Source organism: Microcoleus sp. bin48.metabat.b7b8b9.023, assembly GCF_013299185.1.
In the GTDB taxonomy this organism is placed as follows: domain Bacteria; phylum Cyanobacteriota; class Cyanobacteriia; order Cyanobacteriales; family Microcoleaceae; genus Microcoleus.
Map to the genome: position 1 here is coordinate 44,667 of NZ_JAAFKG010000032.1, position 24,113 is coordinate 68,779.

20 protein-coding genes are annotated in these 24,113 nt (G+C 45.3%); 6 read left to right on the forward strand and 14 right to left on the reverse strand.

Going from position 1 to position 24,113, the window contains the following annotated elements; all coding sequences use genetic code 11:
- Positions 1-34: 34 nt before the first annotated feature.
- A complete protein-coding gene (locus QZW82_RS18685) occupies positions 35-235 on the forward strand; it encodes a hypothetical protein (RefSeq protein ID WP_293150945.1) in 201 nt (66 codons plus the stop codon).
- Here the strand turns inward: QZW82_RS18685 and rpmB are convergent.
- The 7 genes from rpmB to QZW82_RS18720 all read right to left on the reverse strand — a co-directional run bounded on the left by rpmB (position 232) and on the right by QZW82_RS18720 (position 10,794).
- Entirely contained in the window at positions 232-468 is a 237-nt protein-coding gene (gene rpmB / locus QZW82_RS18690; protein WP_293150949.1) for a 50S ribosomal protein L28, read from the reverse strand. The genes QZW82_RS18685 and rpmB overlap by 4 nt on opposite strands.
- A 285-nt stretch (positions 469-753) precedes the next feature.
- Positions 754-2,742, reverse strand: coding sequence for a molecular chaperone HtpG (htpG, locus tag QZW82_RS18695; protein WP_293150952.1), 1,989 nt, complete (start codon positions 2,740-2,742; stop codon positions 754-756).
- Between the two features lie 167 nt (positions 2,743-2,909).
- Positions 2,910-4,241, reverse strand: coding sequence for a two-component system sensor histidine kinase RppB (gene rppB, locus QZW82_RS18700; RefSeq protein WP_293150955.1), 1,332 nt, complete (start codon positions 4,239-4,241; stop codon positions 2,910-2,912).
- 202 nt (positions 4,242-4,443) lie between these two features.
- Positions 4,444-5,133, reverse strand: a complete 690-nt coding sequence (rppA, locus tag QZW82_RS18705; RefSeq protein ID WP_293150958.1) for a two-component system response regulator RppA — start codon at positions 5,131-5,133, stop codon at positions 4,444-4,446.
- A gap of 87 nt (positions 5,134-5,220) precedes the next feature.
- A complete protein-coding gene (locus QZW82_RS18710) occupies positions 5,221-9,687 on the reverse strand; it encodes a CHAT domain-containing protein (RefSeq protein ID WP_293150961.1) in 4,467 nt (1,488 codons plus the stop codon).
- Positions 9,674-9,856: a hypothetical protein gene (locus tag QZW82_RS18715; protein ID WP_293150964.1), complete on the reverse strand. Its 183-nt coding sequence runs from the start codon at positions 9,854-9,856 to the stop codon at positions 9,674-9,676. Before QZW82_RS18715 ends, QZW82_RS18710 begins: the two co-directional genes overlap by 14 nt.
- Positions 9,857-9,942: 86 nt before the next feature.
- Entirely contained in the window at positions 9,943-10,794 is an 852-nt protein-coding gene (locus QZW82_RS18720) for a DUF4384 domain-containing protein (RefSeq protein ID WP_293150967.1), read from the reverse strand.
- 335 nt (positions 10,795-11,129) lie between these two features.
- Between QZW82_RS18720 and QZW82_RS18725 the strand changes: the two genes are divergently transcribed.
- On the forward strand, positions 11,130-11,363 hold the full coding sequence (locus QZW82_RS18725; RefSeq protein WP_293150970.1) for a hypothetical protein: 234 nt from the start codon (positions 11,130-11,132) through the stop codon (positions 11,361-11,363).
- Between the two features lie 323 nt (positions 11,364-11,686).
- Here the strand turns inward: QZW82_RS18725 and QZW82_RS18730 are convergent, their stop codons facing one another.
- The 5 genes from QZW82_RS18730 to QZW82_RS18750 all read right to left on the reverse strand — a co-directional run bounded on the left by QZW82_RS18730 (position 11,687) and on the right by QZW82_RS18750 (position 19,975).
- The gene (locus QZW82_RS18730; RefSeq protein WP_293150973.1) at positions 11,687-12,175 is read right to left on the reverse strand and encodes a hypothetical protein; all 489 of its coding nucleotides are present in this window, start codon (positions 12,173-12,175) and stop codon (positions 11,687-11,689) included.
- A 102-nt stretch (positions 12,176-12,277) separates the two neighbouring features.
- Positions 12,278-15,397 carry an efflux RND transporter permease subunit gene (locus QZW82_RS18735; protein ID WP_293150976.1) on the reverse strand — a complete coding sequence of 1,040 codons (3,120 nt, stop codon included), beginning with the start codon at positions 15,395-15,397 and terminating at the stop codon, positions 12,278-12,280.
- A 196-nt stretch (positions 15,398-15,593) separates the two neighbouring features.
- Entirely contained in the window at positions 15,594-17,543 is a 1,950-nt protein-coding gene (locus QZW82_RS18740) for an efflux RND transporter periplasmic adaptor subunit (protein WP_293151041.1), read from the reverse strand.
- 202 nt (positions 17,544-17,745) lie between these two features.
- A complete protein-coding gene (locus QZW82_RS18745; protein WP_293150979.1) occupies positions 17,746-17,877 on the reverse strand; it encodes a hypothetical protein in 132 nt (43 codons plus the stop codon).
- Positions 17,878-19,012: 1,135 nt separating this feature from the next.
- Positions 19,013-19,975: a glycosyltransferase family 9 protein gene (locus tag QZW82_RS18750; protein ID WP_293151043.1), complete on the reverse strand. Its 963-nt coding sequence runs from the start codon at positions 19,973-19,975 to the stop codon at positions 19,013-19,015.
- 170 nt (positions 19,976-20,145) lie between these two features.
- On the opposite strand from QZW82_RS18750, the gene ispD reads away from it, so the two are divergent.
- On the forward strand, positions 20,146-20,832 hold the full coding sequence (gene ispD / locus QZW82_RS18755; RefSeq protein WP_293150982.1) for a 2-C-methyl-D-erythritol 4-phosphate cytidylyltransferase: 687 nt from the start codon (positions 20,146-20,148) through the stop codon (positions 20,830-20,832).
- Between the two features lie 314 nt (positions 20,833-21,146).
- Entirely contained in the window at positions 21,147-21,470 is a 324-nt protein-coding gene (locus QZW82_RS18760) for a hypothetical protein (protein WP_293150985.1), read from the forward strand.
- A gap of 388 nt (positions 21,471-21,858) precedes the next feature.
- On the opposite strand, the gene QZW82_RS18765 is transcribed toward QZW82_RS18760, so the two are convergent.
- Both QZW82_RS18765 and QZW82_RS18770 read right to left on the reverse strand, forming a co-directional pair.
- A complete protein-coding gene (locus QZW82_RS18765) occupies positions 21,859-22,791 on the reverse strand; it encodes a LysR family transcriptional regulator (RefSeq protein ID WP_293150988.1) in 933 nt (310 codons plus the stop codon).
- Positions 22,784-22,921, reverse strand: a complete 138-nt coding sequence (locus tag QZW82_RS18770) for a hypothetical protein (RefSeq protein WP_293150991.1) — start codon at positions 22,919-22,921, stop codon at positions 22,784-22,786. Before QZW82_RS18770 ends, QZW82_RS18765 begins: the two co-directional genes overlap by 8 nt.
- Before the next feature lie 388 nt (positions 22,922-23,309).
- Between QZW82_RS18770 and QZW82_RS18775 the strand changes: the two genes are divergently transcribed.
- Together QZW82_RS18775 and QZW82_RS18780 are read left to right on the forward strand one after the other, a co-directional pair.
- Entirely contained in the window at positions 23,310-23,603 is a 294-nt protein-coding gene (locus tag QZW82_RS18775; RefSeq protein ID WP_293150994.1) for a hypothetical protein, read from the forward strand.
- A 175-nt stretch (positions 23,604-23,778) separates the two neighbouring features.
- The gene (locus QZW82_RS18780) at positions 23,779-23,970 is read left to right on the forward strand and encodes a hypothetical protein (RefSeq protein WP_293150997.1); all 192 of its coding nucleotides are present in this window, start codon (positions 23,779-23,781) and stop codon (positions 23,968-23,970) included.
- Positions 23,971-24,113: the final 143 nt, after the last annotated feature.

Genomic DNA, 24,113 nt, shown 5'->3' on the forward strand with positions numbered 1-24,113 from the left:
GTCCTTTATTTTCACATTTGTAGTGAGGAGTTCAGTGCTTTATTTTGCAATTCAGGAAGAAGGACTCGCATTCCTCACTACGAACGGGTTTGATCGTTCGGACTTCAGTCCTTTCTTTTCTGACTTAGGAAGAAGGACTCGCATTCCTCACTACGAACGTTTGTTTGTAAAAGTAAAGGCGATCGCACTTTTAATATACGCGATCGCCCTATTCTCAACTAACAAGGTTATTTAAAGCTTGTAAAGATTAATTCCAGCTTCCTTAGCCATAATTTCTAAACCCTTGTGCTCCAAGGTTTTAATCGCCTTCGTAGAAAGGTGTAACTTGACCCAACGCTTCTCCTGCGGCCACCAAATCCGCTTCCACTGCAAATTTGCGCCTTGTAACTTGTGAGTGCGGTGGTGCGAGTGAGAAACCGCAAAACCGTTGTTCGCCTTCTTGCCCGTTAGCTGACATTTCCGTGACATATTGCCCTCCAGACTACTTTTTTTGATGCAGCCTTTTATTATAGAGCAACTGCGGACTACCCCCCTAGCCCCCCTTGTTAAGGGGGGGACAAGAAAACCTCCAATCGCTCTCTCAGCAAGGGAAATCAACTTTTGCTTCCGCAGTTGGCTTGCGCTTGGGCTAAGGTATGTTGTTGGGCTTTAGCCCTCTTTCCTAATCTTATAAAGAGGGCTGAAGCCCAACAACGTACCTAGTTTGTTTGACGACTATAAAACCACTCCTCCCTTAGCAAGGGAGGGGGGTTCTTACATTGCACGTTCAGTCAATTTTGTCAAGACATGGTTCGATCGCTCGACAAACTCCTGCATCCCTTCAGCATCGAAACCCTTCTGGGCCATCAAAGCCAAGTCATAAACGTGGTGACAAATCATGCTGGCCAACTGCGCCGAGGGAGACTCGCCGCCGCCTTGAATAATCGCACCCTGACTCAAATTAGCCAGATTTTGAATCAGCGGGTGAGACGTATTCACCAGCAAAACGTGTTCATCGGGGAATTGCGCTGCTTGCTGCTGCAAAAGCGCCGTCATATCGCGCATCCGGCGCAAAGCTTCTGGTAACAGGACGATCGCAGGTGGCGCCGCCTCAGCAGAGTCAGACTTCAAAGCTTCAGTGCGGATGTTCACTTTCGGCTTGTTGAGAGCATTTTGGAACAGTTCTTTAACTTGTTCGCTGCGAGTTTTATTAGTCGCCGGATCGACAATTTCGGCTTCTTTTTCTTTGTCAATTAGCGTGTCGTCGATGTCGGAATCCACCCGCGAGAATTTAACATCTGAGTATTCGCGTTCCAAGAAACTGATAAAGTGCGTGTCAATGAAAGAATCCATAAACAGCACTTCTAAACCTTGGCTTTTGTGCAGGGCGACATAAGTTGCTTGCGACGCAGGTTCAGTGCAGTAAAAGACGCGGTTTTCGTGAGTTTTTTGATTGCGTTCCAAATACTCTTTCAGAGTCGTGTAAGGTTGCGTCGAAGTAGTACCGTCCGATTTTGGAGTGACATCTTGCCACAAATCTCCGTCCTCAGTTTGCACCTGCACTTCTGGCGTTGCAATTTCTGGCTTTTCTGCTGTTGGTTCGTAGGTGCTGCGGTAGATTAAGATATCTTCGACTTGTTTTTTAAATTTGTCATCGTTGAGTGAACCAAACTTGACAAAAGTGCCGATATCTTGCCAGCAGCGGATGTATTCATCGCGGTCATCTCGGTAAAGTTCTTTTAGGCGATCGCCCACTTTCTTCGCAATATAATCAGCGATTCTTCTGACTGTGCGATTGCTTTGCAAAGAACTGCGAGAAACGTTCAGCGGAATATCGGTACTGTCAATGACTCCCCGCAGCGGCATCAAGAATTTTGGAATGATTTCTTCGCAGTGATCGCTGACAAAAACTTGGTTGCAAAATAGCTTGATATTACCTTGGGTAACATCGACATCCGGTCGCAATTTGGGAAAGAAAAGAATGCCGTTGACAATGAAAGGATAATCTGTATTCAGGTGTACCCAAAGTAGCGGCTCGTCTTGAAACGGATAAAGATAGCGGTACAGTTCTAAGTAATCTTCTTTCTGCAAATTGCTGGCTGCTTCCCGCCAAATTGCCTTATGCTTGTTGAGTTCCTCTCCCTCAAATTTGATCGGAACTGGCATGAAATCGCAGTAAGTTTTGATGAGCTGCTTAATGCGAGTGGCTTCTACATATTCTAGTTCTTCGTCTTGCAGAGTGAGAGTAATCGTAGTGCCGCGTTCGGTGCGGGCGGATTCTGATAGTTCAAAAGCGGGTGAACCATCGCAATACCAATGTACTGCTTGCGCGCCTTCTTGGTAAGAAAGGGTGTCTATGTCTACTTTCTGAGCGACCATGAAAGAAGAGTAGAAACCGAGTCCAAAGTGGCCGATAATTGCGTCGTCGCCACTGCCTTGATATTTTTGAATAAATTCTTCGGCGCTGGAGAAGGCGACTTGATTGATGTATTTTTTTACTTCGTCGGCTGTCATCCCGATGCCGTTGTCGGTAATTGAGAGTGTTTTGTTTTCTTTGTCGATCGCAATATTGATTTGTGGTTCGCCAATGTCGCCGCTGTATTCGCCGGAACGGGAAACCATTTTGAGTTTGGCTATGGCATCGACGGCGTTGGAAATTAGTTCCCGCAAGAAGACTTCATGGTCGGTGTATAGCGATTTCTTGATAATCGGGAAAATATTCTCGGTATGGATTGAGATTGTTCCCTGTTCTAAAACTGTCATAATTCTTGGGTGATAATTGTGAGAAATTAACTGTCAACTAAGAGGGCGGGCACGGGGGCACCGCCCCTACAACTGTCAACTGACTATTTAATGATTTTGGGCGATCGCGCTACCTTTTGCCAAAGGGATTACCACAAAAAGATATTCGGTTTCCCCCACATCATAGCTCACAGGGGCAACCGCAGCAGGAATGTAGCGCCTGCGCCCAATTCACTGCGCGCGGTGAGGCTACCGCGGTGCGCGCGGGCTATGGTTTGTGCTATCGCCAATCCGAGTCCCGAACCGCCTGTATGGCGCGATCGAGATTTGTTGACTCGGTAAAAGCGATCGAATATCCGCCCTAAATCTGCCGCCGCTATCCCAATCCCGGTATCTTGCACCTGAATTATCGCCTCGATGTGGCTGCAATCTAAGATTACTGTGACTTTTCCGCCAGCCGGAGTGTATTGAATGGCGTTGACAATTAAGTTAGCAACGAGACGGTAAAGTCGATCGGCATCTCCGACAACATTCAATGGCTGCTGTACGCGGATTTCCGATGTTAGCGCTACCTCGGAGGATCTCGCCAAAGCTGCCAATTCCTCGACCAAATCGCCCACCAAGTCGTTTAAACAACAAAGCTGAGGGATCTCGGATTTTGGTTGAGAGTCCATCCGCGCCAACAGCAACAAATCAGTCACTAAGTCAGTCAATCGTCGGTTTTGGCGATCGACAGTCTGCAAAATTTCCCGTGCTTCTTTCTCATCCAATTGTGGCATCAACAGCGCCGATTCTACTGTGGCTTGAGATGCCGCTAAAGGCGTTCGCAATTCGTGGGCAGCATCCGCCGTAAACTGTTGGATTTGTCGGTAAGAAGCATAAATCGGTTTCATTGCCAATCCTGCCAGCCACCAACTAGAAAAAGCCACCAAAATTAACGCTGTCGGCAATCCTAACTTTAAAATTAATTTAACTGTACTGAGATAACTGTTGAAGTCTTGCAAGCTCCGTCCTACTTGAAAGTATCCCCAATCTTCCAGGGTGTTTGTGTGCAGGGATACAGAAATTTGATGATAAATATTCCCTTTGCTGTCAGCGATTGTTTGCCAGTGTTGCGAGTTAAATCTCGGCGGCAATGTTTCGGGATAAGCGCCTGCTGTAGCAATCAATTTCCCAGAAGAGTCAAATAAACGAATATAGTAATAGCTTTGGTTGATGGCGCTTAAAATATGGCGATCGGCTAACTGTTCTCTAGCGCCGTTAACTCCAATTACGCGGAGGTTTGGCAAAAGTTCATTGACGATTGGTTCCAGGCGTCCGGGCTGCTGTAGCTTGATTTCGAGGCTATCGTGGAGTGTCCCCGCTACCGATTCTAATTCGCGATCGATCGCGATCCAGTGCGCGTGGGCGATCGCCTTATATACACCAAATCCCAGCAAGCTTAAAATCAAACCCATGACTGCGGCATAGGAAATCGCTAATTGCGATCGAGTGCGGTTAAATAGTTTATTTTGATTCACGTTTCATCATTTGCTGGTAATTGGTAATTGGTAATTGGTAATTGATTGGGGATGATATTTTTTATTTACCGCAGAGGACGCAGAGGACGCAGAGAAGGAGAAAAGAGAGAATTAGTAGAAGGGAGGACAATAAATATTATTTTCTTAGTCCGCGGAGGCGGACATCGTTTGTGTAGGCGCGGTTTCAACCGCCGTCTTATCTTTAATTTCTCATTCGGTATCCGACGCCGTGGACAGTTTCAATTAAGTTCGCACAGCCAACTACTTCGAGTTTGCGCCGCAGCAAGCGCACTTGAGCCGCTACCACATTGCTAAAAGTATCTGCGCTGGCTTCCCATATCTGATTCCGAATTTGGTCAGTGGTGACAATTTGGTTCGGATGTTTCATGAAATATTCTAACAATTGAAATTCTTTGTTAGTCAGCGAAATTGTCTGGTTTCTGCCGTTTTGATGGAGATGAAAAGCTGTGCGATTCCCGCAATCTAAGGCGAGATTTCCGATTTGTAGCTGTTGGGGCTGTATTTGGGGCGATCGCCTTTGCAGAGCCCGCAACCTTGCTAACAGTTCCGCCATCCCGAAGGGCTTGACTAAATAATCGTCAGCCCCCGCATCCAATCCCGCCACTTTATCTTCCATCCTGTCTTTGGCTGTCAGCATCAAAACTGGCAAAAAACTATGTTTGGCGCGCAATCTTCGCAGCAATTCTATTCCCGACAATCCCGGAAGCAACCAGTCAAAGATGGCTACGGTGTATTCCGTCCACTGACTGTCTAGATATTCCCAAGCTTCATTCCCATCCTGGGCCCAGTCAACTATGTATTTTTCTTGCTTCAAAGTGCGATCGATCGCCTTTCCTAAATCTGGTTCATCTTCAACTAGCAATATTCTCATAATTTTGCAACCGCTGATATTGGCAGATTAACGCTAATGGTGCAACCGCTATCATAATTTGGTAATTGGTGATTTACAGAAACCCAACTAAGATAATCCTTGCGATACAAAACCCGCCCAATAATAAGGACTGTTAAAGGGCAAATCCTCCTTAGCGCATCCTTCTAACCGCCGTTGCTGCGCTTCTATTTTCCGCGCCGCTTCAAGTAACTTTTGAGACTCATTTTCATTCACCACGCCCCGATGTTTTTCCATTATCGCTGCGTGCAATTCTTCCAGATGCTTCTCTAACGCGCTTTGATATCGCGCCGCAAACTCTTTCCCCGTTAAATTACGCAAGTTTTGCTGTGCTTTTTGCAACGCCAAACTGCGGGACAAACCAGCTTCGCGCCCCTGGTAGTAGAACAGAGATAGCATCGCACTTGCCAAATCTTCTACTGACCATAGCGTACTGACGACACTCCTGGCACCGGCACAGAGAAACCCCACAGAAAGCGTCAGTATTTCATCGGTAACATCGGTAACAGAGAAATGAGTTTCGCAGTTGCAGGTGAAGGCATCCGACAAATCCGGCATTCGCCAACCGGGGGACAGCAATTGTCCCAGTTTCAAGTTACCATCCGCCAGTTGCAGTGCCGATTCTAGGGGTTCGTTGAGGTTCGAGGCGGCGTGGTGGCTGGTGTGGAGGATTTGCACTTGCCGCAACAGGTGTTTTACGCTGTCGATCGTGGCATCCTTGCCTTGCAGCCGCCGCGTGGAGGGAATTTGGTAGGTTTTTGCCAGGGTTTCGCACTCATAACGGGTAAACGGCAAGTCTTCGGTGGCATCTTCCACGATACCCATTATCAGTTGTGCGTGCAGTGGCGGGCGATCGTGGCAATAGCTGAGAATTTGGCAACTGGGGACAACTCGGAGGCGGAATTTGTCGCCGAGATATTGGGTTGGGGGGGAAGTTGGTTGGGTTTTGGGTTGAGGTTTTGGAATTGAGATGCCGCGTGTGGAGTCGCAATTCGTGGAAAGAACCCCCCCTAACCCCCCCTTGGTAAGGGGGGGGACTGGAGGGATTTTGATTGCTTCTGCATTGGGCAAAAGGGATTCGCAAGCATCGCTTGCCTCTTGCCCCGAAAGATCCCCCCCTAACCCCCCCTTAGTAAGGGGGGGGACTGGAGGGATTTTGATTGCTTCTGCATTGGGCAAAAGGGACTCGCAAGCATCGCTTGCCTCTTGCCCCCCCCTTTTTAAGGGGGGCTGGGGGGGATCGCTGGCCTCTGCACAGGGCAAAAGGGACTCGCAAGCATCGCTTGCCTCTTGCCCCCCCCTTTTTAAGGGGGGCTGGGGGGGATCGCTGGCCTCTGCACAGGGCAAAAGGGACTCGCAAGCATCGCTTGCCTCTTGCCCCCCCCTTTTTAAGGGGGGCTGGGGGGGATCGCTGGCCTCTGCACAGGGCAAAAGGGACTCGCAAGCATCGCTTGCCTCTTGCCCCCCCCTTTTTAAGGGGGGCTGGGGGGGATCGCTGGCCTCTGCACAGGGCAAAAGGGACTCGCAAGCATCGCTTGCCTCTTGCCCCCCCCTTTTTAAGGGGGGCTGGGGGGGATCGCCCACAGGCAATGCCGCAAACGGAATTTGATGCAACATCAAATGCGGCACGATAATCAATTCTTCAATCCCATTCAGATACTTAGCAATCAATTCATTCACTTGCAACCGCCCAGAAAGTTCTGCCAAAACACTCCCCATTTTGTCTTTCCATTCCCAGTTTCCTGTATTTCTGAATTCCACATAGGGAATCAACCAGTTTTTCCACAACCAACTTTGCAACACTTCCAATCCTTGTCCTTCGCAGGTGAAGAGTTGGGGCGATCGATCTTTCAACAAGATAAAAATATGGGTGTCATTTTCAGTCGTATAAAAACTCAACAGGGCAGTCTTATTATTATCAATTAACCGCTGAATCTGGGATAAATTTAACGGATCGACTTGGAGTTGTCCCGCCAAAACCGGATCGCGGCGGCGGAGTTCTTGCCAGGTTTGCTGTTTTTCGGTTTCTAATTGTTCGATGGCTTCCTCGTCTGCTTGCAAACTTTCTGGCGTGGCGATGCGCCTCGTGCCTGCTAGTTGTGTTTCTGCGGTTTGATAGGCAAGGGTAAGCAGGTTAATTTGCTGTTGCAGATCGTCGTATTTCTGCCAAGCTTGTTTGAGTTCGAGGTCAATTTCTCCCTGTTCAAAATAGCGGTTACTCGCCATGATATCGCCCAGAGTTTTAGAACGAGAACGTTCGGAATATTCAAGGGCTTTATCTAGTTGACCGTTGTTGATACAGGCTTGCACCATTCTGTAATAAACTCCGATCGCTTCTTTGAGGATTTCGTGGCGGCGTTTGTCGGTAGTTGCCCAGTTGCGGCTTCGTTCAACGGATGCAATGGCTTTTTCGTAACTTTCGATGGCAAGTTGCCAATTTTCGATATCAAAGGCTAGGTTGCCTAAATTGCTACTTGTTCTGAGGCAATCAATGGGAAATGCTTCTGGAGTATAGATTTGCAAAGCAAGAGTGTAAGAGGCGATCGCTAATTCAATATTTTCAGCTTTATCTCCTTTGATTCTGTCACTATACGCAGCCCCAAGATTATTTTGCGTCATTGCCCAATCTTGGGGGAAGGCTTCTGGGGTTCTAACTTGCAAAGCGTGGGTGTAAGCTGCGATCGCTAACTCAATATTGTCAGCTTTATCTCCTTTGATTCTGTCATTGTAGGCAAGCCCAAGATTATTTTGCGTCATTGCCCAATTTTGGGGAAAAGCTTCTGGAGTGTAGATTTGCAAAGCTTGGGTGTAGGCTGCGATCGCAAACTCAATATTGTCAGCTTTATCCCCTTTGATTCTCTTACAATAAGCATTTCCAAGATTATTTTGCGTCATTGCCCAATATTGGGGGAAAGCTTGTGGGGTGAGAACTTGTAAGGCAAGGGTGTAAGCTGCGATCGCAAACTCAATATTGTCAGCTTTATCCCCTTTGATTCTGTGCAAGTACGCATTCCCAAGATTATTTTGCGTCCCTGCCCAATCTTGGGGGAAGGCTTGTGGGGTATAAACTTGCAAGGCTTTGGTGTATGCTTCGATCGCTAACTCAATATTGTCAGCTTTATCCCCTTTGATTCTGTGCAAGTACGCAGCCCCAAGATTATTTTGCGTCGTTGCCCAATGTTGTGGAAAGGCTTGTGGGGTATAAACTTGCAAGGCGTTGGTGTATGCTTCGATCGCTAACTCAATATTGTCAGCTTTATCCCCTTTTATTCTCTTACAATAAGCATTCCCAAGATTATTTTGCGTTTGCGCCAAATCGTAAGGTAAAGCTTGTGTGGTTCTAACTTGCAAAGCTTTGGTGAAAGCTGCGATCGCTAACTCAATATTGTCAGCTTTATCCCCTTTTATTCTGTCCGAGTACGCAGCCCCAAGATTATTTTGCGTCATTGCCCAATCTTGAGGGAAGGCTTGTGGGGTGTAAACTTGCAAAGCTTTGGTGCAAGCTGCGATCGCTAATTCAATATTGTCAGCTTTATCCCCTTTGATTTTATTACTATACGCAGCCCCAAGATTATTTTGCGTCGTTGCCCAATGTTGTGGAAAGGCTTGTGGGGTGTAAACTTGCAAAGCTTGGGTGTAAGCTGCGATCGCTAACTCAATATTGTCAGCTTTATCCCCTTTTATTCTGTCCCAATACGCAGTCCCAAGATTATTTTGTGTCATTGCCCAACCTTGGGGGAAAGCTTGTGGGGTGTAAACTTGCAAAGCTTTGGTGTAAGCTGCGATCGCTAACTCAATATTGTCAGCTTTATCCCCTTTGATTCTGTTATTGTATGCACTCCCAAGATTATTTTGCGTCGTTGCCCAATGTTGTGGAAAGGCTTGTGGGGTGTAAACTTGCAAAGCTTTGGTGTAAGCTGCGATCGCTAACTCAATATTGTCAGCTTTATCCCCTTTTATTTTGTCCCAGTACGCAGTCCCAAGATTATTTTGTGTCATTGCCCAACCTTGGGGGAAAGCTTGTGGGGTGTAAACTTGCAAAGCTTTGGTGTAAGCTGCGATCGCTAACTCAATATTGTCAGCTTTATCCCCTTTGATTCTGTTATTGTATGCACTCCCAAGATTATTTTGCGTCGTTGCCCACTTTTCGGTATTTTCATCGCAGTTTTGCAAGACAACTGCATGGCCAGCAATGGCAATTTCCTGATTATCGGCGATGTTTCCCAGGGGGAATTCTTGAATACGAAGGCTGATATTTTCAATTAAGACGACAATCAATTCTGCATTTTCTGGGTCTTGGGAAATCAAGCCAGTCGCTACTTCCTGCAAGATTTGGGGAAAATGCATATCCAGTTTATTGAGATGCCGTTGCAATAACCGATCGACTGCTTGGGGATTCTCGTCTATTTCCCCTTCTACTTTTAACAACTCTACCAAGAAGATGAAATATTCTGCTCGCGTCGCTAAACTTGATAAAATCTCCAGCACTTTTGGTAATTGACTGGCAAAATTTAACAACCAATTAATTAATCGCATTTTGCTCTCCCTTCTCTAACAAATCAGCCTCTACCAATACCATCGATTTCAACAACCCGCGATCGACTAAATCTGAATTCGCCTCTAATAATTCCACTTCTTGTCCGTTGGGACACTTGAGGAGAGAGTAAATTAGCTGGAGATAAGCTTGTATGCGTTGTTCGTCCACGTTAGATTTCCTTTGATAATTATAATATCTACAAAAATTTTCGAGACATTCCTGATGAAACATTGATTCCCTGGCGGATTTCGTATCTAACCAACCACCTCAAAATCCTGATAAAAAACCTGCCAATTCTCCTTACCTTCCAAATAACTCCACAACTGAGAAAGCCGCGTCTCATCCCAAGTCGGTGCGTGGTTATCATCCCGCAAATCCAACCAATCAAAATCTAAATCTTCATCCAACACAATCCCGACAAATTCCTCTTTACCCGGAGTATCAAAATTAATCCATCCGTTACTCTCTTGCAAACTCGATCCATCTTGAGGTATCCACATCGGCTTACCATCAAGCTGACACTTCGGTGCAAAAGCGATCGAAGGCGTCAAAACATATTTGGTTGTCCATCCTTGATTCAGCAGCAGTAAATTCCGACTAGAATGCTGCAATTCAATTCGCATAGAATAAGCAGCCTTAACTTGAAGCTGTCGTTTCTGACGCGGCGGCGGGATGACAATTCCAAGATGGTTTTCTGGAGGCAGAAAATCAATCCACTCACAATGCTTGTCGGCTTTCTCCACCAAACTTTGCCAAATCCACTTCATCCGCAACCAGCCATAAACTATTTTCCAAGGAGATTCTTTCGGTTTACCTCTCCCCGGTGTCAGCTTGGCAATATCAACGCCATCTGCTGCCATTTGTGGTGCAAATTTATCCTTGATTTTCTTAATCACATCGCCCAAAATTGGATTAATCGAATTTTCCGAGAAACCGCCGTTGAGTTGTTTTTTAATTAATCCAGCGATATCGGTATTTTCGAGTTGGTGATTGTCGGGATGAAACCGCAGCCGAAAGCATAATTTTTGCACATCAGATGCAGTTTCAGTAAAAATATCCGCAGCGATATCTTCAAGAAAAACTATAAATGACTTTTCCGCGTTCATAAAATACCTCCGAGTGGGTTCAATAATTTTTTACCAAAACCGGATTGCTGAAAGAAACCCGGTTTATCAGCCAAGATTTTGTTGTTATTTAAAGCATAGCATTCGTTTTTTAGATTGACGTGGATAAACCGCAGTTGTTATTTAATGCTATTTAAGGTTATTTGCCGTTTAATTATCAATATTTAGATTTATAACCAAATTCGAGTTTTTTACCCCTCTATTAATCAGTCGGCGCAGGCCGACTTTGTTCGTGTAGTAGCGGTTTCAACCGCCGAGTCATCTGGATTATTTGCAGGTATTTAATCAATAAAAATATCCCATTTTCAGCTATTTTTATGCCTGTTAAAACAGTAAATATAAACAAATTAGAAGGCAAAGAAATGCTAAATACTACCCCGCGCGCCAAATTCTTAATCATAATTGCTAAAATTATCCTGCAAGTCGGTCAAATTTGTATCGATCCTTACCTGGGCTGTGCCTTCAGTATTGCGTTAATCCTTGTAGAATCGCTGATGGAGAAACAAGCAACAGCAGATGCAGGCAGCGAGAATACTGAAGAAATCCAGTAATACCAAATCCGGGTTAGATACTCTTGTTATGACATCTTGCACCAATGTCAATATGAGGGTTATTTGGGAGTTGTTCGTGGGGTGGAGGCGGGTTTATTTAACCTGTTTGCTACGTTTTTAACCATTGGCGAACCCGCCCATACAGAATTATTGAAAGGCGTAAAAGCTATTCGTTGAAATCGCTTTGGGGTGAAAATCGAATGTACTCTCACATTGCGATTTTTACCCCAACAGCTCAAACAAAGTGTCCTTTGCAAACTGAGAAAATAAAGGGCTTTCCAAACCTGAATTTGGTGGTATAATGCCTATTTTTACTCTGCTTTTTACTGAGTGAAAGTAAAACGACCGTCCACTTTTTCTCCCTTAATATCCGCATTCACCTTCACAGGATACTGACCTGGATCTTTGCCGGGAAATACAACAGCATAATGTTTGCCTTCAGGATCGTATTTGAGAGCTAGGGTTTGTTGCTTTCCACTCGGCAACTGCACTTGTGCTGACACTTTTGCATCAGGAACTGGTTCCTTTTTATCGCCTTTTTGCAGGTACAAATCTAAGTGAGTTCCAGTAGCTTCTTTGACAGGCACAAACTCTAAATGGTAAGCTCCAGCATTGACAACTTGACCGCCTTTAGCTCCTTTTGCAGCAGCAGCAGGATCGGCGGCGGGAGCGGAAGACGCAGGTTGTGAAGCAGCAGGAGGGGGTGTGGGAGTGATTTTTGTATCGTTTGCTTCGTCGCCTTTACCGCAAGCTCCCAAAAATAGCAATCCGACACTGCCGAGAATAATTAAACTTGATTTGATCGTTTTCATGTGCTTGACTCTTTGCGGACAATTATTCGTAAATTATGGCATTTTAAAACAGGGCGTCAAGGAAAATTATCAAAAATTATTCAGCAACAGCCATAATCGTTGCTAAAAAGTAGTTAAATGAGTTCTTTTATCTTCAGCAACAGGCTGAGGTTCTTGAGGGCGTAAGAATTTCCCAAATTGAGCATACAAGGCTGGCAAAACTAACAGAGTTAACGCCGTAGAAGTAAACAATCCTCCTAAAACTACGATCGACAAAGGTTGTAATATTTCTTTTCCCGGCCCGCCTTCTAAGACTAACGGCGCTAAACCTAAAGCTGAAGTTGAAGCAGTCATCAAAATAGCGTTAAGCCGTTCCATAGACCCTTTAATAATAGCTTCTTGAAAAGCCATTCCTTCAGCAAATTTAGTATTGTAGTTGTCTACTAACAACAAGCCGTTGCGGGTAGCTACGCCGAATAATGTGACAAAGCCAACCAGGGAAGCTACGGAAATTATACCGCCAGTCAAAGCTACAGCAATTACTCCTCCCACTAATCCGATCGGCAAATTGATCATAATCATCGCAGTTGAAGCGATCGACTTAACTGACAAGTACATCAAGACGGTAATGACCAAAAAGGCGATCGCGCTAAACACCATAATATTCTGCGAAGCCCTTTGTTCCGCCTCAAATTGACCGCCGTACTGGATAAAATAACCAAACGGTAACTGCACCTCCCGTTTGACTTTAGCTTGAATTTCATTCACGAGCGATCGCAAATCCCTACCTTTCGCATTAGCCGCCGCCACAATCAACCGAGAAACATTCTCGCGGTTAATCGTATTTGGGCCCGTACCGTATGTCACAGTCGCCACTTGCGCCAGGGGAATTTTATTACCGCTGGGGGTATCAACCAACAAATTTTGAATAGTTTCGAGGTTGTTTCTGGCTGACGGCTGCAACCACACAACCAAATCAAAAGTTTGCTGTGCTTCCAAAACTTGAGAAACAATTTTGCCATTTAAAGCTATTTCGATGATTTCCGAAAGTTCTCCAATTTTCAAACCATATCTACCCGCAGCTTGACGGTTAAACTTAATTTGAATTTGCTGCACCGGCACCTGGGGTTCGAGTTGTAAATCCACAATTCCCTTAACTGTTTTCATTTGCGCTTCAACTTGAGCACCGAGGCTGCGAAGTTGATTCAAATCCGGGCCAAATATTTTTACAGCAATCTGACTTCTGACACCAGACAAAACCTCATCCATCCGGTGAGAAATAAAGCCTCCGATATTTGGTGCAACTCCCGGCAATTTCGCAAATTCCTGCCGCAAAAATTCCAAAGTTTTTGACCTATTTTTCATCCCTTCCTCGCTCAAACCGATGTCAATGTGAGCCAAATTTACTCCCGCAGCATCGGCATCACCCGGAGCTCTGCCCGATCGCACTTGCACGTATTCAAACCGGGTATCATTTTTAAGTGCATCTTCCATCGCAAAAGCCGCACTATCCGTCGCCTCCAAAGACACGCCCGGATAAAGCAGAATCGTATTCACCAAAGTTTGCTCCTGAAACTCCGGCAAAAACACCCGTCCAAAGGAAGGCAAAATAACTAATGCAGCCACCATGCTAGCAGCAGCAAAAGCTAAAACAATTCCCGAATAGCGCATTGACAGCCGGATACAATAATGATAAATATGCTTGCAAAATCTCGGCAACCAAGGTTCCTGGGAAGTCATGCGTTTATTTGGCAATAAAATAGCACAAAGCGCCGGAGAAACAAACAGCGATTCCAGACTAGAAATCACCACAACCACCAAATAAGTAATTCCCATCGGCGTAAAAATTCGACCTTCTACACCTGGCAAAGTAAAAATTGGCGAAAACACAACGATGCCAATGATAGTGGCTCCAATTAACGAATCGCGCACCTCTTGACTGCCGTCAAAAATCACATCCATCACCGGGCGTGGATGCCCAGAAGCCTTATTTTCTCGTAAATTGCGGTAGGTATTTTCAGCATAAACAATCGCATCGTCGATCGCAGTGCCGATCGCCACCGACAACCCCCCCAAAGTCATCGTATTCAATCCCAGCCCCAGCCAATACATCGCCAGCAGCCCGAACAGCCAAGTTAGGAAGAAATCGAGCAAAACTACCGTCAGAGTGCGCCAATTCATCAAAAACGGGATTAGAATCACGGTGACAATAATGCTACCTTCAATTAAAGCCGATCGCACATTCTCCACCGAAGAATTGATATACTCTTCCTGCCGGAAAGTCACAGTCACCTTAATATCCTTAGGTAAAGCTTGCTGTACCTCAGCCATTGCCGCCTCAACCGCCTTCGTTACCGTCGGAGTATCAGCAACCGGCTGTCGGTTTACCATCACAATCACAGCTTTCTTGCCGTTAAAACTGCCGTTTCCCCGCTTGATTGCTGCACCAATTTTGACATCCGCAACATCACCAATTCTGACGGGTATTCCTTCGCGAGAGGCGATCGCAGATTGCTGCAAATCTGCCACAGACTCAATCCGCCCTACACCCCGAATTAACGTTTCTTTGTCTGGCGTAATTAAATAGCCTCCCGGTGCGTTAACATTGGCAGCTTTCGTCGCTTCTGCAACTTGCTGCAAGGAGATATTAAAAGCTTTTAATTTAGCAGGTTCTACTAATACTTGATACTGCCTTTGTTCGCCACCGTAAGCCACCACTTGAGCAACACCAGTCACTGCTAAAAGGCGATTTGTGACTTGCCAATCAATCAAACGGCGGACTTCCATCAAAGGAGTAGTTTCTGATGTAAAAGCATAGGTAATTACCAAACCAACCGGAGAAGTAGTCGGAGAAATTTGTGGTGTTTCTACTCCAGCCGGGAGTTTGCTTTGAGCTTGTTGCAACCTTTCCGTTATTAATTGGCGGGCTTGGTATATGTTAGTTCCCCAATCAAAGATTACCTTAATCGCAGAAAGACCGACAGCCGAAGACGATCGCACTGCTGTTACTCCCGGAGTTCCATTAATCGCACTTTCGATCGGGAGTGTTACTAAAGACTCGATTTCTTCCGGTGCGAGGCCCGGTGCTTCCGTCTGAATTTCGACTTGCGGCGGCGCAAAAGGTGGGAAGACATCAAGGGACATTTTGGGGATAATATATAATGTCCAAAGACTAATAATAATGGTGGCGAGAACGACTAGCCAACGGCGGTTGATTACCCATCTCAGAATAGTGCTGAACATTTAATAATTTGGTAATTGGGCATTGGGCATTGGGCATTGGGCATTGGGCATTGGGCATAGGGCATTGGGCATAGGGCATTGGGCATAGGGCATTGGGCAAACAGGGCATTGGGCATTGGGCAAACAGGGCATTGGGCATAGGAAAAATGCTATCCGTGTATCCGTGACTTCTGTGTCGTGCTGTTGGTAATTAACTTTATTTTAAGCTCTTAATTTCTGACTCTTGATTGTTAACGTGATGGTTGTCATTCTGTAACGGCAATTCATCTGTTAGCACCAGTTCAGAGGTTGAAAAGCTATTGTTGGCGGCATGATGTTGAGCTGCTGCTAAGGTTGGGAATTTGCGATCGCGCCGATGGCCCCAGAAAGCGCCGGCTGTGAAAGTCAAGGATGCGATCGCAATTCCTCCCCCAATTCCCGCCCACCATAAAGACACAGGCAAATTATTAAAGTTAACCTCTGTTACCTTAGGACTTACCTCTTTCTTTTCCTCACTGGTTGATGGCTTGCTACCGCCTCGCAGAGATTGGGCGTAAAGTTGAGGCGCGCGCTGGGTTACAATCAAATCTCCATCGAATAAACCGCTCTTAATTTCTACTAAATCCCCGGCAGTTTGACCGACTTCAATGTCAACAGCTTGATACGCATCACCATTCTGGACGTAAACGGTTTTTTTACCGCTAACATCTACTACTGCTGTACTCGGAATTGCTAAAACATTAGTAACATTTTTGCTGGTTAAAATTTCCAACTCCGCAAACAGTCCCGGCTTTAACTCGCCGTTACTATTATCTAATTCTGCTTTGACTGGTACAACCCGCGTTTCTCCTTGCACGGATGAGCCAATTAAGGTGATTTTTCCCTTGAAAATACGATCGCCCAAATTAGCAACTTTCACCCTGACTTCCTGGCCCTGTTTTACCTGATTCAGGTCTTTTTCGTAAATGTTGGCGGTAGCAAAAACCCGGCTGTCATTTAAGACACTCATCAACGGTTTTTCAGCGCTTACAGACTCTCCTTGGGTGATGGCGCGATCGGCGATCGTACCAGAAATCGGAGCAATTACGGTGACAAGTCCCTGCTCGTTCGCAACAGTCCCTAATTGTTGCAGCCGCGCTTGATAAGCCGCACCGGCTAAGCGAATGCGTGACTGAGCGACTTGCACGGCAGTTTTGGCGCGTTTGACCTGATTCTCGGCTTCCAACACTTCCCGGCGGCTCTGAGCCTTGGTTAGTTGAGCTTTTGCATCTGCCACCTTGCCTTGAGAATCGCGCAATTCCCGCACGGGGAGGTCTACTTCAGCTTGTTTAATTTCGGTTTCGGCTTTGATAACTTCGGGACGGCTTTTTGCCTTCGCAACATTGGCTTTGGCTTCGGCGAAGTGGGATTGCGACTCTAGCATTGTACGCCGCGCGATCGCCCCTGATGCAACTAACTCGCGATCGCGATCGAACTTTTCTTTAGCCACAGTCAATTCAGTTTCCGCCCGCGCTATCTCTGCTTGCGCTATCTCCATCTGACGTTGATAATTTTCCTTAGCAACTTTGACAACAGAGCGCTGATTGACTAATTCTTGCTCTCGTTGGTACTGTTGAGTTGTTGCTGCTACTTGAGTTTGGGCTTGTATTATTTCTGCTTCAGAGATTTGAATTTGGCGATCGTAATTTTCTCGTGCTAGTTTCAAATCGCCTTGTGCTTGCTGCAAATCTGCCTCAGCTTCCGCTCGTTTCGAGAGAGATTCAACGCGCAACTGTCCTAATTCTGAACTCGACAAAACCGCAATCGGTTGACCTTTTGATACTTTGTCTCCAGGCTTAACTAACAACTCTACCACTTTGCCAGCCACCGAAGCCGTCACTTCTACCTTTTGGTTGGGCAAAATTTCAATTTCTCCTGTAGTTTTGATACCGATATCTAATCGCTGGCTGGTGGCCGGGGAGACTTTAATTCCCAACCGTTTTGCTGTTTTGGCATCGACAGAAATAGCAGCAGGAGTTTGATTTGTTTCGCCGCTTTGGTGAAATTCATTGCCGTGTCCCGCGTGGGCAAAAACGGTAGTGGGATAACTCAGTAAAATTAGGCTAATAAAAGTTACCGAACAACTGGTAATAATTGCCTGAGATTGAGAATATTTGTGAAATATCATCGTTGGCATTTTCCAGGAAATGAGGTTGAGTGCCACAGGCTTAGCGGTAGGTATTTTGCCAAAAGAAGTAAGTCAACCGAATTAACCGGAGCTACTTATTAGCATTTTTCAAGAAACGACTGCTAAGCAATGACCAAGAGCTAAAATTTATCTCCTCAACCTAGTCTTTCACTGCCAAATGAAATTAGGATGAAATTTCGACTCAGCAGCCAAAATGCCCTCCGGCTTCTAAAATACGAAGATAAGTTTTGCCTAATCCCAAGGAATTGCGATGTAGATTTTTTGCTTGTTGTGCAACTTTTTTCGCTTCAATTTCCTTTGTTAAAATGCTCATGAGTTCGTCCTTGGCTGCGTTTGATTTATAAGTTGTGTTTGATTCCAAGCTGTTCAACATCATTGAATGAATACCCTGTATATGGCTTTTTAGTGACTCTTATACTTTAGATCTAGTGCTTTTAAATTGTCTACAGTATTTTCACGTAAAAATCAAATGATGTGAATTCAGACAACTGCTGACATCTGTCTTCCAACTAAATTACTGTTATGGGAAGGTTGTTGCCAGTCTTGTATTGGCTAGATTTCTGGCTTTTGTGAAGCAAGCATTTCTTAGACAATTGACACACTGTGATTCCTATCACTTGTTTTGTGGCTTTATGTCACATATTGCTTTGTAGAACTCATACCATTTAGATAAAAAATTGCTACACAATCAATCATGTTGTGTTTGTTGATAAAACCATTGCGATCGGGTGCGGATCCAGGGCTATTTCATTCTTTGTAGGGGCAATCCCACGCCAGGTTGCCCCAATTCCTGAAATGCTTGCAAATCATCGATAAGGAGGGTAGGCACGGGGGCACTACCCCTACAAAACCCTGGTTTCCCTGAGAATGAAATAGCCCTGGGTGCGGATCTGTTGAATTGTCGATATGTACCTAGGGCGCCGGTTCAGTAAAAGAAATTGACACTAGCGACATAGTATGTATGTTGATGTAGACCTTAACCGGGCGTTGCATGAGGGCAAAAAAATGGTTGGCGATCGCGATTTATTGTCGCCCTCATGCAACGCCCCCTAGGTGATACATATTTCGTTCTTTTTGTCAAGACATTCTACTGTACCCACGCTCTAGGGATTGTTGGTGGCGACACACCCTACTACCAATTACCAATTACCAATTACCAATTACCAATTACCAAACATATAGCCTTTATTAAAAAGATGAGCTACAACTGACAGCTTACATAACCCTTAAATTCTTAGGGCTAAAGCCCAACAACGTACCTCATCTTTTAGACGAAGGCTATAATTTTTTTATTTCCGGCTGTTTCGACTTTTTAAAAGCACCTTCAGCCATCACTAAAATTTGTTCGTGCTGGGGAACGATCGCACTATTTGAAGATACAAGGGGCGGGTTAAGCAAGCCAACTTCCAGACAACAGATAATTCCCGTACAAAACCCGCCCTCTTAAATTAGCCTCCCCAAACTTTCTTCAAAACCTCTTGAGGAGAAATGTCAGCCATTTTACCAGTAGGAGATTTAATTCCCAAAAAGCGATCGCTCTTTGGAAGCAATTTTGCAGGTTCAGTCGGGCCGAACAAAGCTATTGTATAAGTTTGAACCGCCACAGCTAAGTGCATCGGCGCACTGTCAGTACACATCATCAAATTAGCAGCAGCAATGGTGGCCGCCAACTTGCCGACATCATCCGGCGAGATAACTTTTACACTCGGACAAAGTTCGACTAACTTTTTCACGAAGGCTCCATCTTCGGGGCCTTTCACCACCACAACGGGTAAATTTGGCTGCCGCTGCTGGCAGTCTTTGATGATTTGCTGCCAGTTGTCTATAGGGTAAATTTTGTCAATACCTTTAGACAAAGCTAGCTGACTCGAACCGCCGTGAATTAGAATGTAACCGCTTTCTTTGATTCCCAACCGCTGCTGTTCGGCTTCCGCCCACTGAATATCTTGTTTTGGTACACTAATTGCGATCGGCCCACAAGGATTGTTAATGTTGAATCCTTGGAGCAAATCGTGGTACATTGAAGCCGCGTACTGGTCTGTTTTCAGAGGTACCGAATCGGTAAGAAATCGAGCGCCGTTGGTTCCAGAATACCCAACTCTCTGGGGAATGCCTGTCAGCCACAGCAGAAGTCCTACAGTCCAACGTTGGCCGAGGGAAACAACTGCTTCGTATTCGCGATCGCGAATTACGCCCAGCAAATTTCCCAAATCAGCCATCGCATTGCGATCTTTGAAATTGTACGTCAAGACTTCTTTGACAGACTTGCAGACTCGGTAAGCGCCCTTCGCCCTCGGTTCCACGATCACATCAATCTGAGCCTCTGGATAAGACTGTTTGAGGTCATCAAGGGTAGGGAAAAATAAAATTTGGTCGCCAATCCCGCCTGGGACAAGTGCTAGTATTCGCATCATAAACGCTCGGGCTATTATCTATCGAGGTAGCTCTCAGCGATCGGCTTTCAGCTATCAGCTTATAGTATTTTAAGACATTAAAAGCTACTGGCTGACAGCAAAACAACTGACTGAAAATTACAGGACGCTCTTAATATATACCTTGTTGGGTGAAGAAGGGTTAGTGAATGCACTTATTAATTCCTGCGGCGGGTTCGGGGCGACGGATGGGCAGTCAGCGGAACAAACTGCTGCTGACTTTGCTGGAAAAACCTTTGCTGAGTTGGACTTTGGCCGCCGCTGAAGCTTCGCAGCAGATTAGCTGGATTGGCATTATAGGCCAGCCTGAAGATTTTCCTGATTTTAAGGCAATTCTGGGCGATTTAGCTTTGGTGAAGCCCGTGGAACTGATTCAAGGAGGGGCTACCAGGCAAGAGTCAGTTTACAACGGTTTGCAGGCTTTGCCCCCAAATGCCGATCGCGTGTTGATTCACGACGGTGCCCGGTGTTTAGCAACTCCTGAATTGTTCGATCGATCTTCAGCAGCTCTCTTAAGCTGTCCGGGCTTGATTGTCGCCGTCCCGGTCAAGGATACGATTAAGGTGGTGGACGAGTCTAGAATCGTGCGAGACACACCGGACAGAAGCCATTTGTGGGCTGCCCAGACTCCCCAAGGATTTGAAGTGAAATTGTTAAAGCAGTGTCACCAACAAGGGCGGGAGAAAGGTTGGGAAGTTACAGACGATGCAGCTTTGTTTGAAAAATGCGGTTTACCAGTGCAAATTGTGGAGGGCGAAGAGACAAATTTAAAAGTTACAACGCCCGTTGATTTGAGTGTCGCTGAATTCATTTTGCGCCAGAGATACGGGAAATAGTTGACAGTTGATAGTTGACAGTTGACAGTTGATAGGTAGGGGCGGTGGATGGTGCGGGCCCGCCCTCTTAGTTGATAATTGACGATTGACCTGGGACAGCACTTGACATCGAAAAAGAGGATTGGAGCAATCAATAGTCTTCTTTTAATCTGTGCCTAAAAGAGTTCAGGATTTCAACCAATTCTTTCTAGTAATTTATCAACGATATAGCGCTTATCAAAAAGATGAGGTATTACTGAAAGCTTCTACAACCACATAAACTAAGAGGGCTAAAGCCCAACAACGTACCTAATTAATAGTGGAGGACGAAAACAATGCAATATCAGGGTAAATGGCGCATCACCGAAATGGACGAGTGGGATAGTGACTACCTGGACATGGAAGTTGAAGCGTATATCGAGATTGATTCCAAAGGTTCAGGAGAATTTCAATTTGGTTTAGTATTCGGTCAAATTGACGGCGAAGTCGTGAAAAATCGAGGCGATGAGCGATTAGAGTTTACTTGGGAAGGGAATGATGAATCTGATACTACATTTGGTAGTGGTTGGCTGAAATTAAATGACAAAGACTCGATAGAAGGTCGAATCAAAATTCACCTAGGTGACAGTTCTGGTCTTGTTGCTGAACGCATGGAGTAGTGAATATACGATCGCACTCAGTACGAAATTACATCTATTACTGAGGGTAGTTCGATCAAATATTATCGCTTGGTGCGTCGCTCTTCTATTTCGTTTTTTTTAGGGATGGTTGATAGCGACGCACCCTACAAATGTTAGTCAGGGTGGTTCGATCGTATCAAATCCAATAGTATTGGAATTATTAATCTCTCTATTCTCTTTCTCTGTGTCCTCTGCGCTCTCTGCGGTTAAATTATTTCGATTCAACCGAAAACGAACTCAAATATTATCGCTTGGTGCGTCGCTCTTCTATTTTGAATCTTTTTCAGGGATGGTTGATAGCGACGCACCCTACAAATATTTTTACTATCAACTATCAACTGTTGAACACCCTTGGGTTCATAACTACTCAGGAAGGATTGAGTGGAAAATCAGTATCATGTTCAATCTCTGTCGCACTTTTGACTAAATCCAAAAACGCAAACACCGCCGGAATCAACAGCGCATCCCTCAAAACAGCCACCCCAATTACCCTTTCAAAAGCCGCTGGTAAACCGCAAATTTTCACCTCAGCAGGAATCGGTTCCGCCGCCAAACGTGGCATAATTGCAGCACCCAAACCGCGCATCACCATACCGACAATAGTTGAATCTTCGCTGAGTTCGTAAGCAATATTTAAGGGAAACCCCGAAGTTGCTAAATATTTGCGTAGGGGTATAGAACAAGCTGTTTCCGGCGGCTGCAAAATCAGCGGATGATTTGCTAATTCTTCCCAGGTAATCTTTCCACTTGATAATTTAGCAGTTGGTGGCAACAACACAACGTATTTATCCCGCAAAATTTCCCTTGTTTCAAATTCATCTGAGATGGGAAGAGAGACAAAGCCGATGTCTGCTTTGCCCGATCGCAAAGCTTCCTCCACAGCCTGGGTATAATACACTTCGGCAATGCTGACAGCAATCTTGGGAAAGCGATCGCGAAATTGAGCAATAATACCCGGTAGAATGTGAGTTGCGACGCTGCGAAACGTCACTATCCGCACCTGGCCTCCCTGCAAACCTTTTTCTAAATCGGCTTCTTTGACCATCATTTCTAACGATCGCACAATTTGACGCCCGTGAAGCACCACTCTTTCCCCCACCGGTGTCAGTTGAGCACCGTGTCGCCCCCGATGGAACAATTGCACACCCAATTCTGTTTCTAAAGAGGCGATGGCGTGGCTGACTGCGGATTGTGAAAGTTCCATTTGTAAAGCCGCTTCACTAAAGTTTCCACAGTCTGCTACTGCTATCAAAGCCTGAATCTGCGAGAGTTTCATCCGCCGCGTTTTGATTTCATTCATAGCGTTTCCTCGAAGGAAGAGTTGACAGTTGACAGTTGACAGTTGACAGTTGACAGTTTATATAGCGGTTATCAGAAATATGAGGTACGTTGTTGGGCTTTAGCCCTCTGTTATATAAGCTTTCAGTCATACCTCATATTTTTGACAAAGGCTATAGCTGACAGTTGACAGACGGAAGACGGAAGACGGAAGACAGAAAATGAAAAAGTAGAAATGAAAAAGTAGAAACGAAAAAAAGCAATCGCAAGTGTTCGAGTAATTAACAACGTCCTAACTGTCGGGTGCGGTTGGTATATTTATCTATCGATTTTATTCATACAACCTATGCAAGTAATGATTTGATTGTTGTTTCGCCCAGAGCTAGGGTGGATTTATGAAGTAAAGATCTAGTTTTACACGAGTTGCAGAGCTATCAAAAGTGCTGTAATTGCGAGTGAGTTAGCAAGTTATTGCTTCCTTTTAGCTGCATTTTTTGATTCGGCAATTTTTGTTTAATTAAAAAGTTGAAGGTGTTTGTTATGTCTACTTACGAAAAACGGCGGTATCCCGAAAACACAAGCGTTATTTCGATTAACGAGCCAGCTAAATATGCCAAAAAGCCAAAAAGGCGATCGATCTTTTGGGCTATCAATCAACTTTGGCAAGGTTTGCTCGCCGCCGCTGCTGGCGAAAACGAGGTCAGAATTTGGCAAACGTGCGATCGCAATGGTAACACTTGCTGGCACGGTTGCGATCGCGCGACTGGTCGCTCTAAGAGCGCGGCGACGGATGACGAAATACGCGCTTGGATCGATCGGCGTTATTGCCAATAGTAGATTATTGCTTGTGTGGGGGAGTTTCGATCGATTGTTTGCGAGCAGCCAAGATTTTGATAAACCAGCCCGCCAGAAAATTCGGGGAAATTGTTGATTTTGGATAATTAATTCCAAAGGAGATGCTATGCTTCAAAGATATTCCCAATGTGCAGCGCCAGATCGCATAATCCTCATGAAAAACGAGGTGTATAGGTTGCCTCAAAATCATCGAGAAGTTCAAGTCTTGTCAGGAATTGCTTGGATTACAGTTGACAAACACGACATCATCTTGCACGGCCCAGAAAAAATATCGCTTCCACCGAGCAAAAACTTTGCTGTCATCTCCCCTCTCAGGAATATGCCGCTGATTCTAGCAGTCTGGTAAGACATAAGCCAAGCCAAGCCAAGCCATTTTCGATTTTGGATTGAAGAACAGGAATTGACTGCTTGTGCATGAGTTTGCAACTTGCTTAAAGTTGCATTCTTTGTTGAAACTGGTATCAGAGGCTAGCGACTGAGAAAAAAACT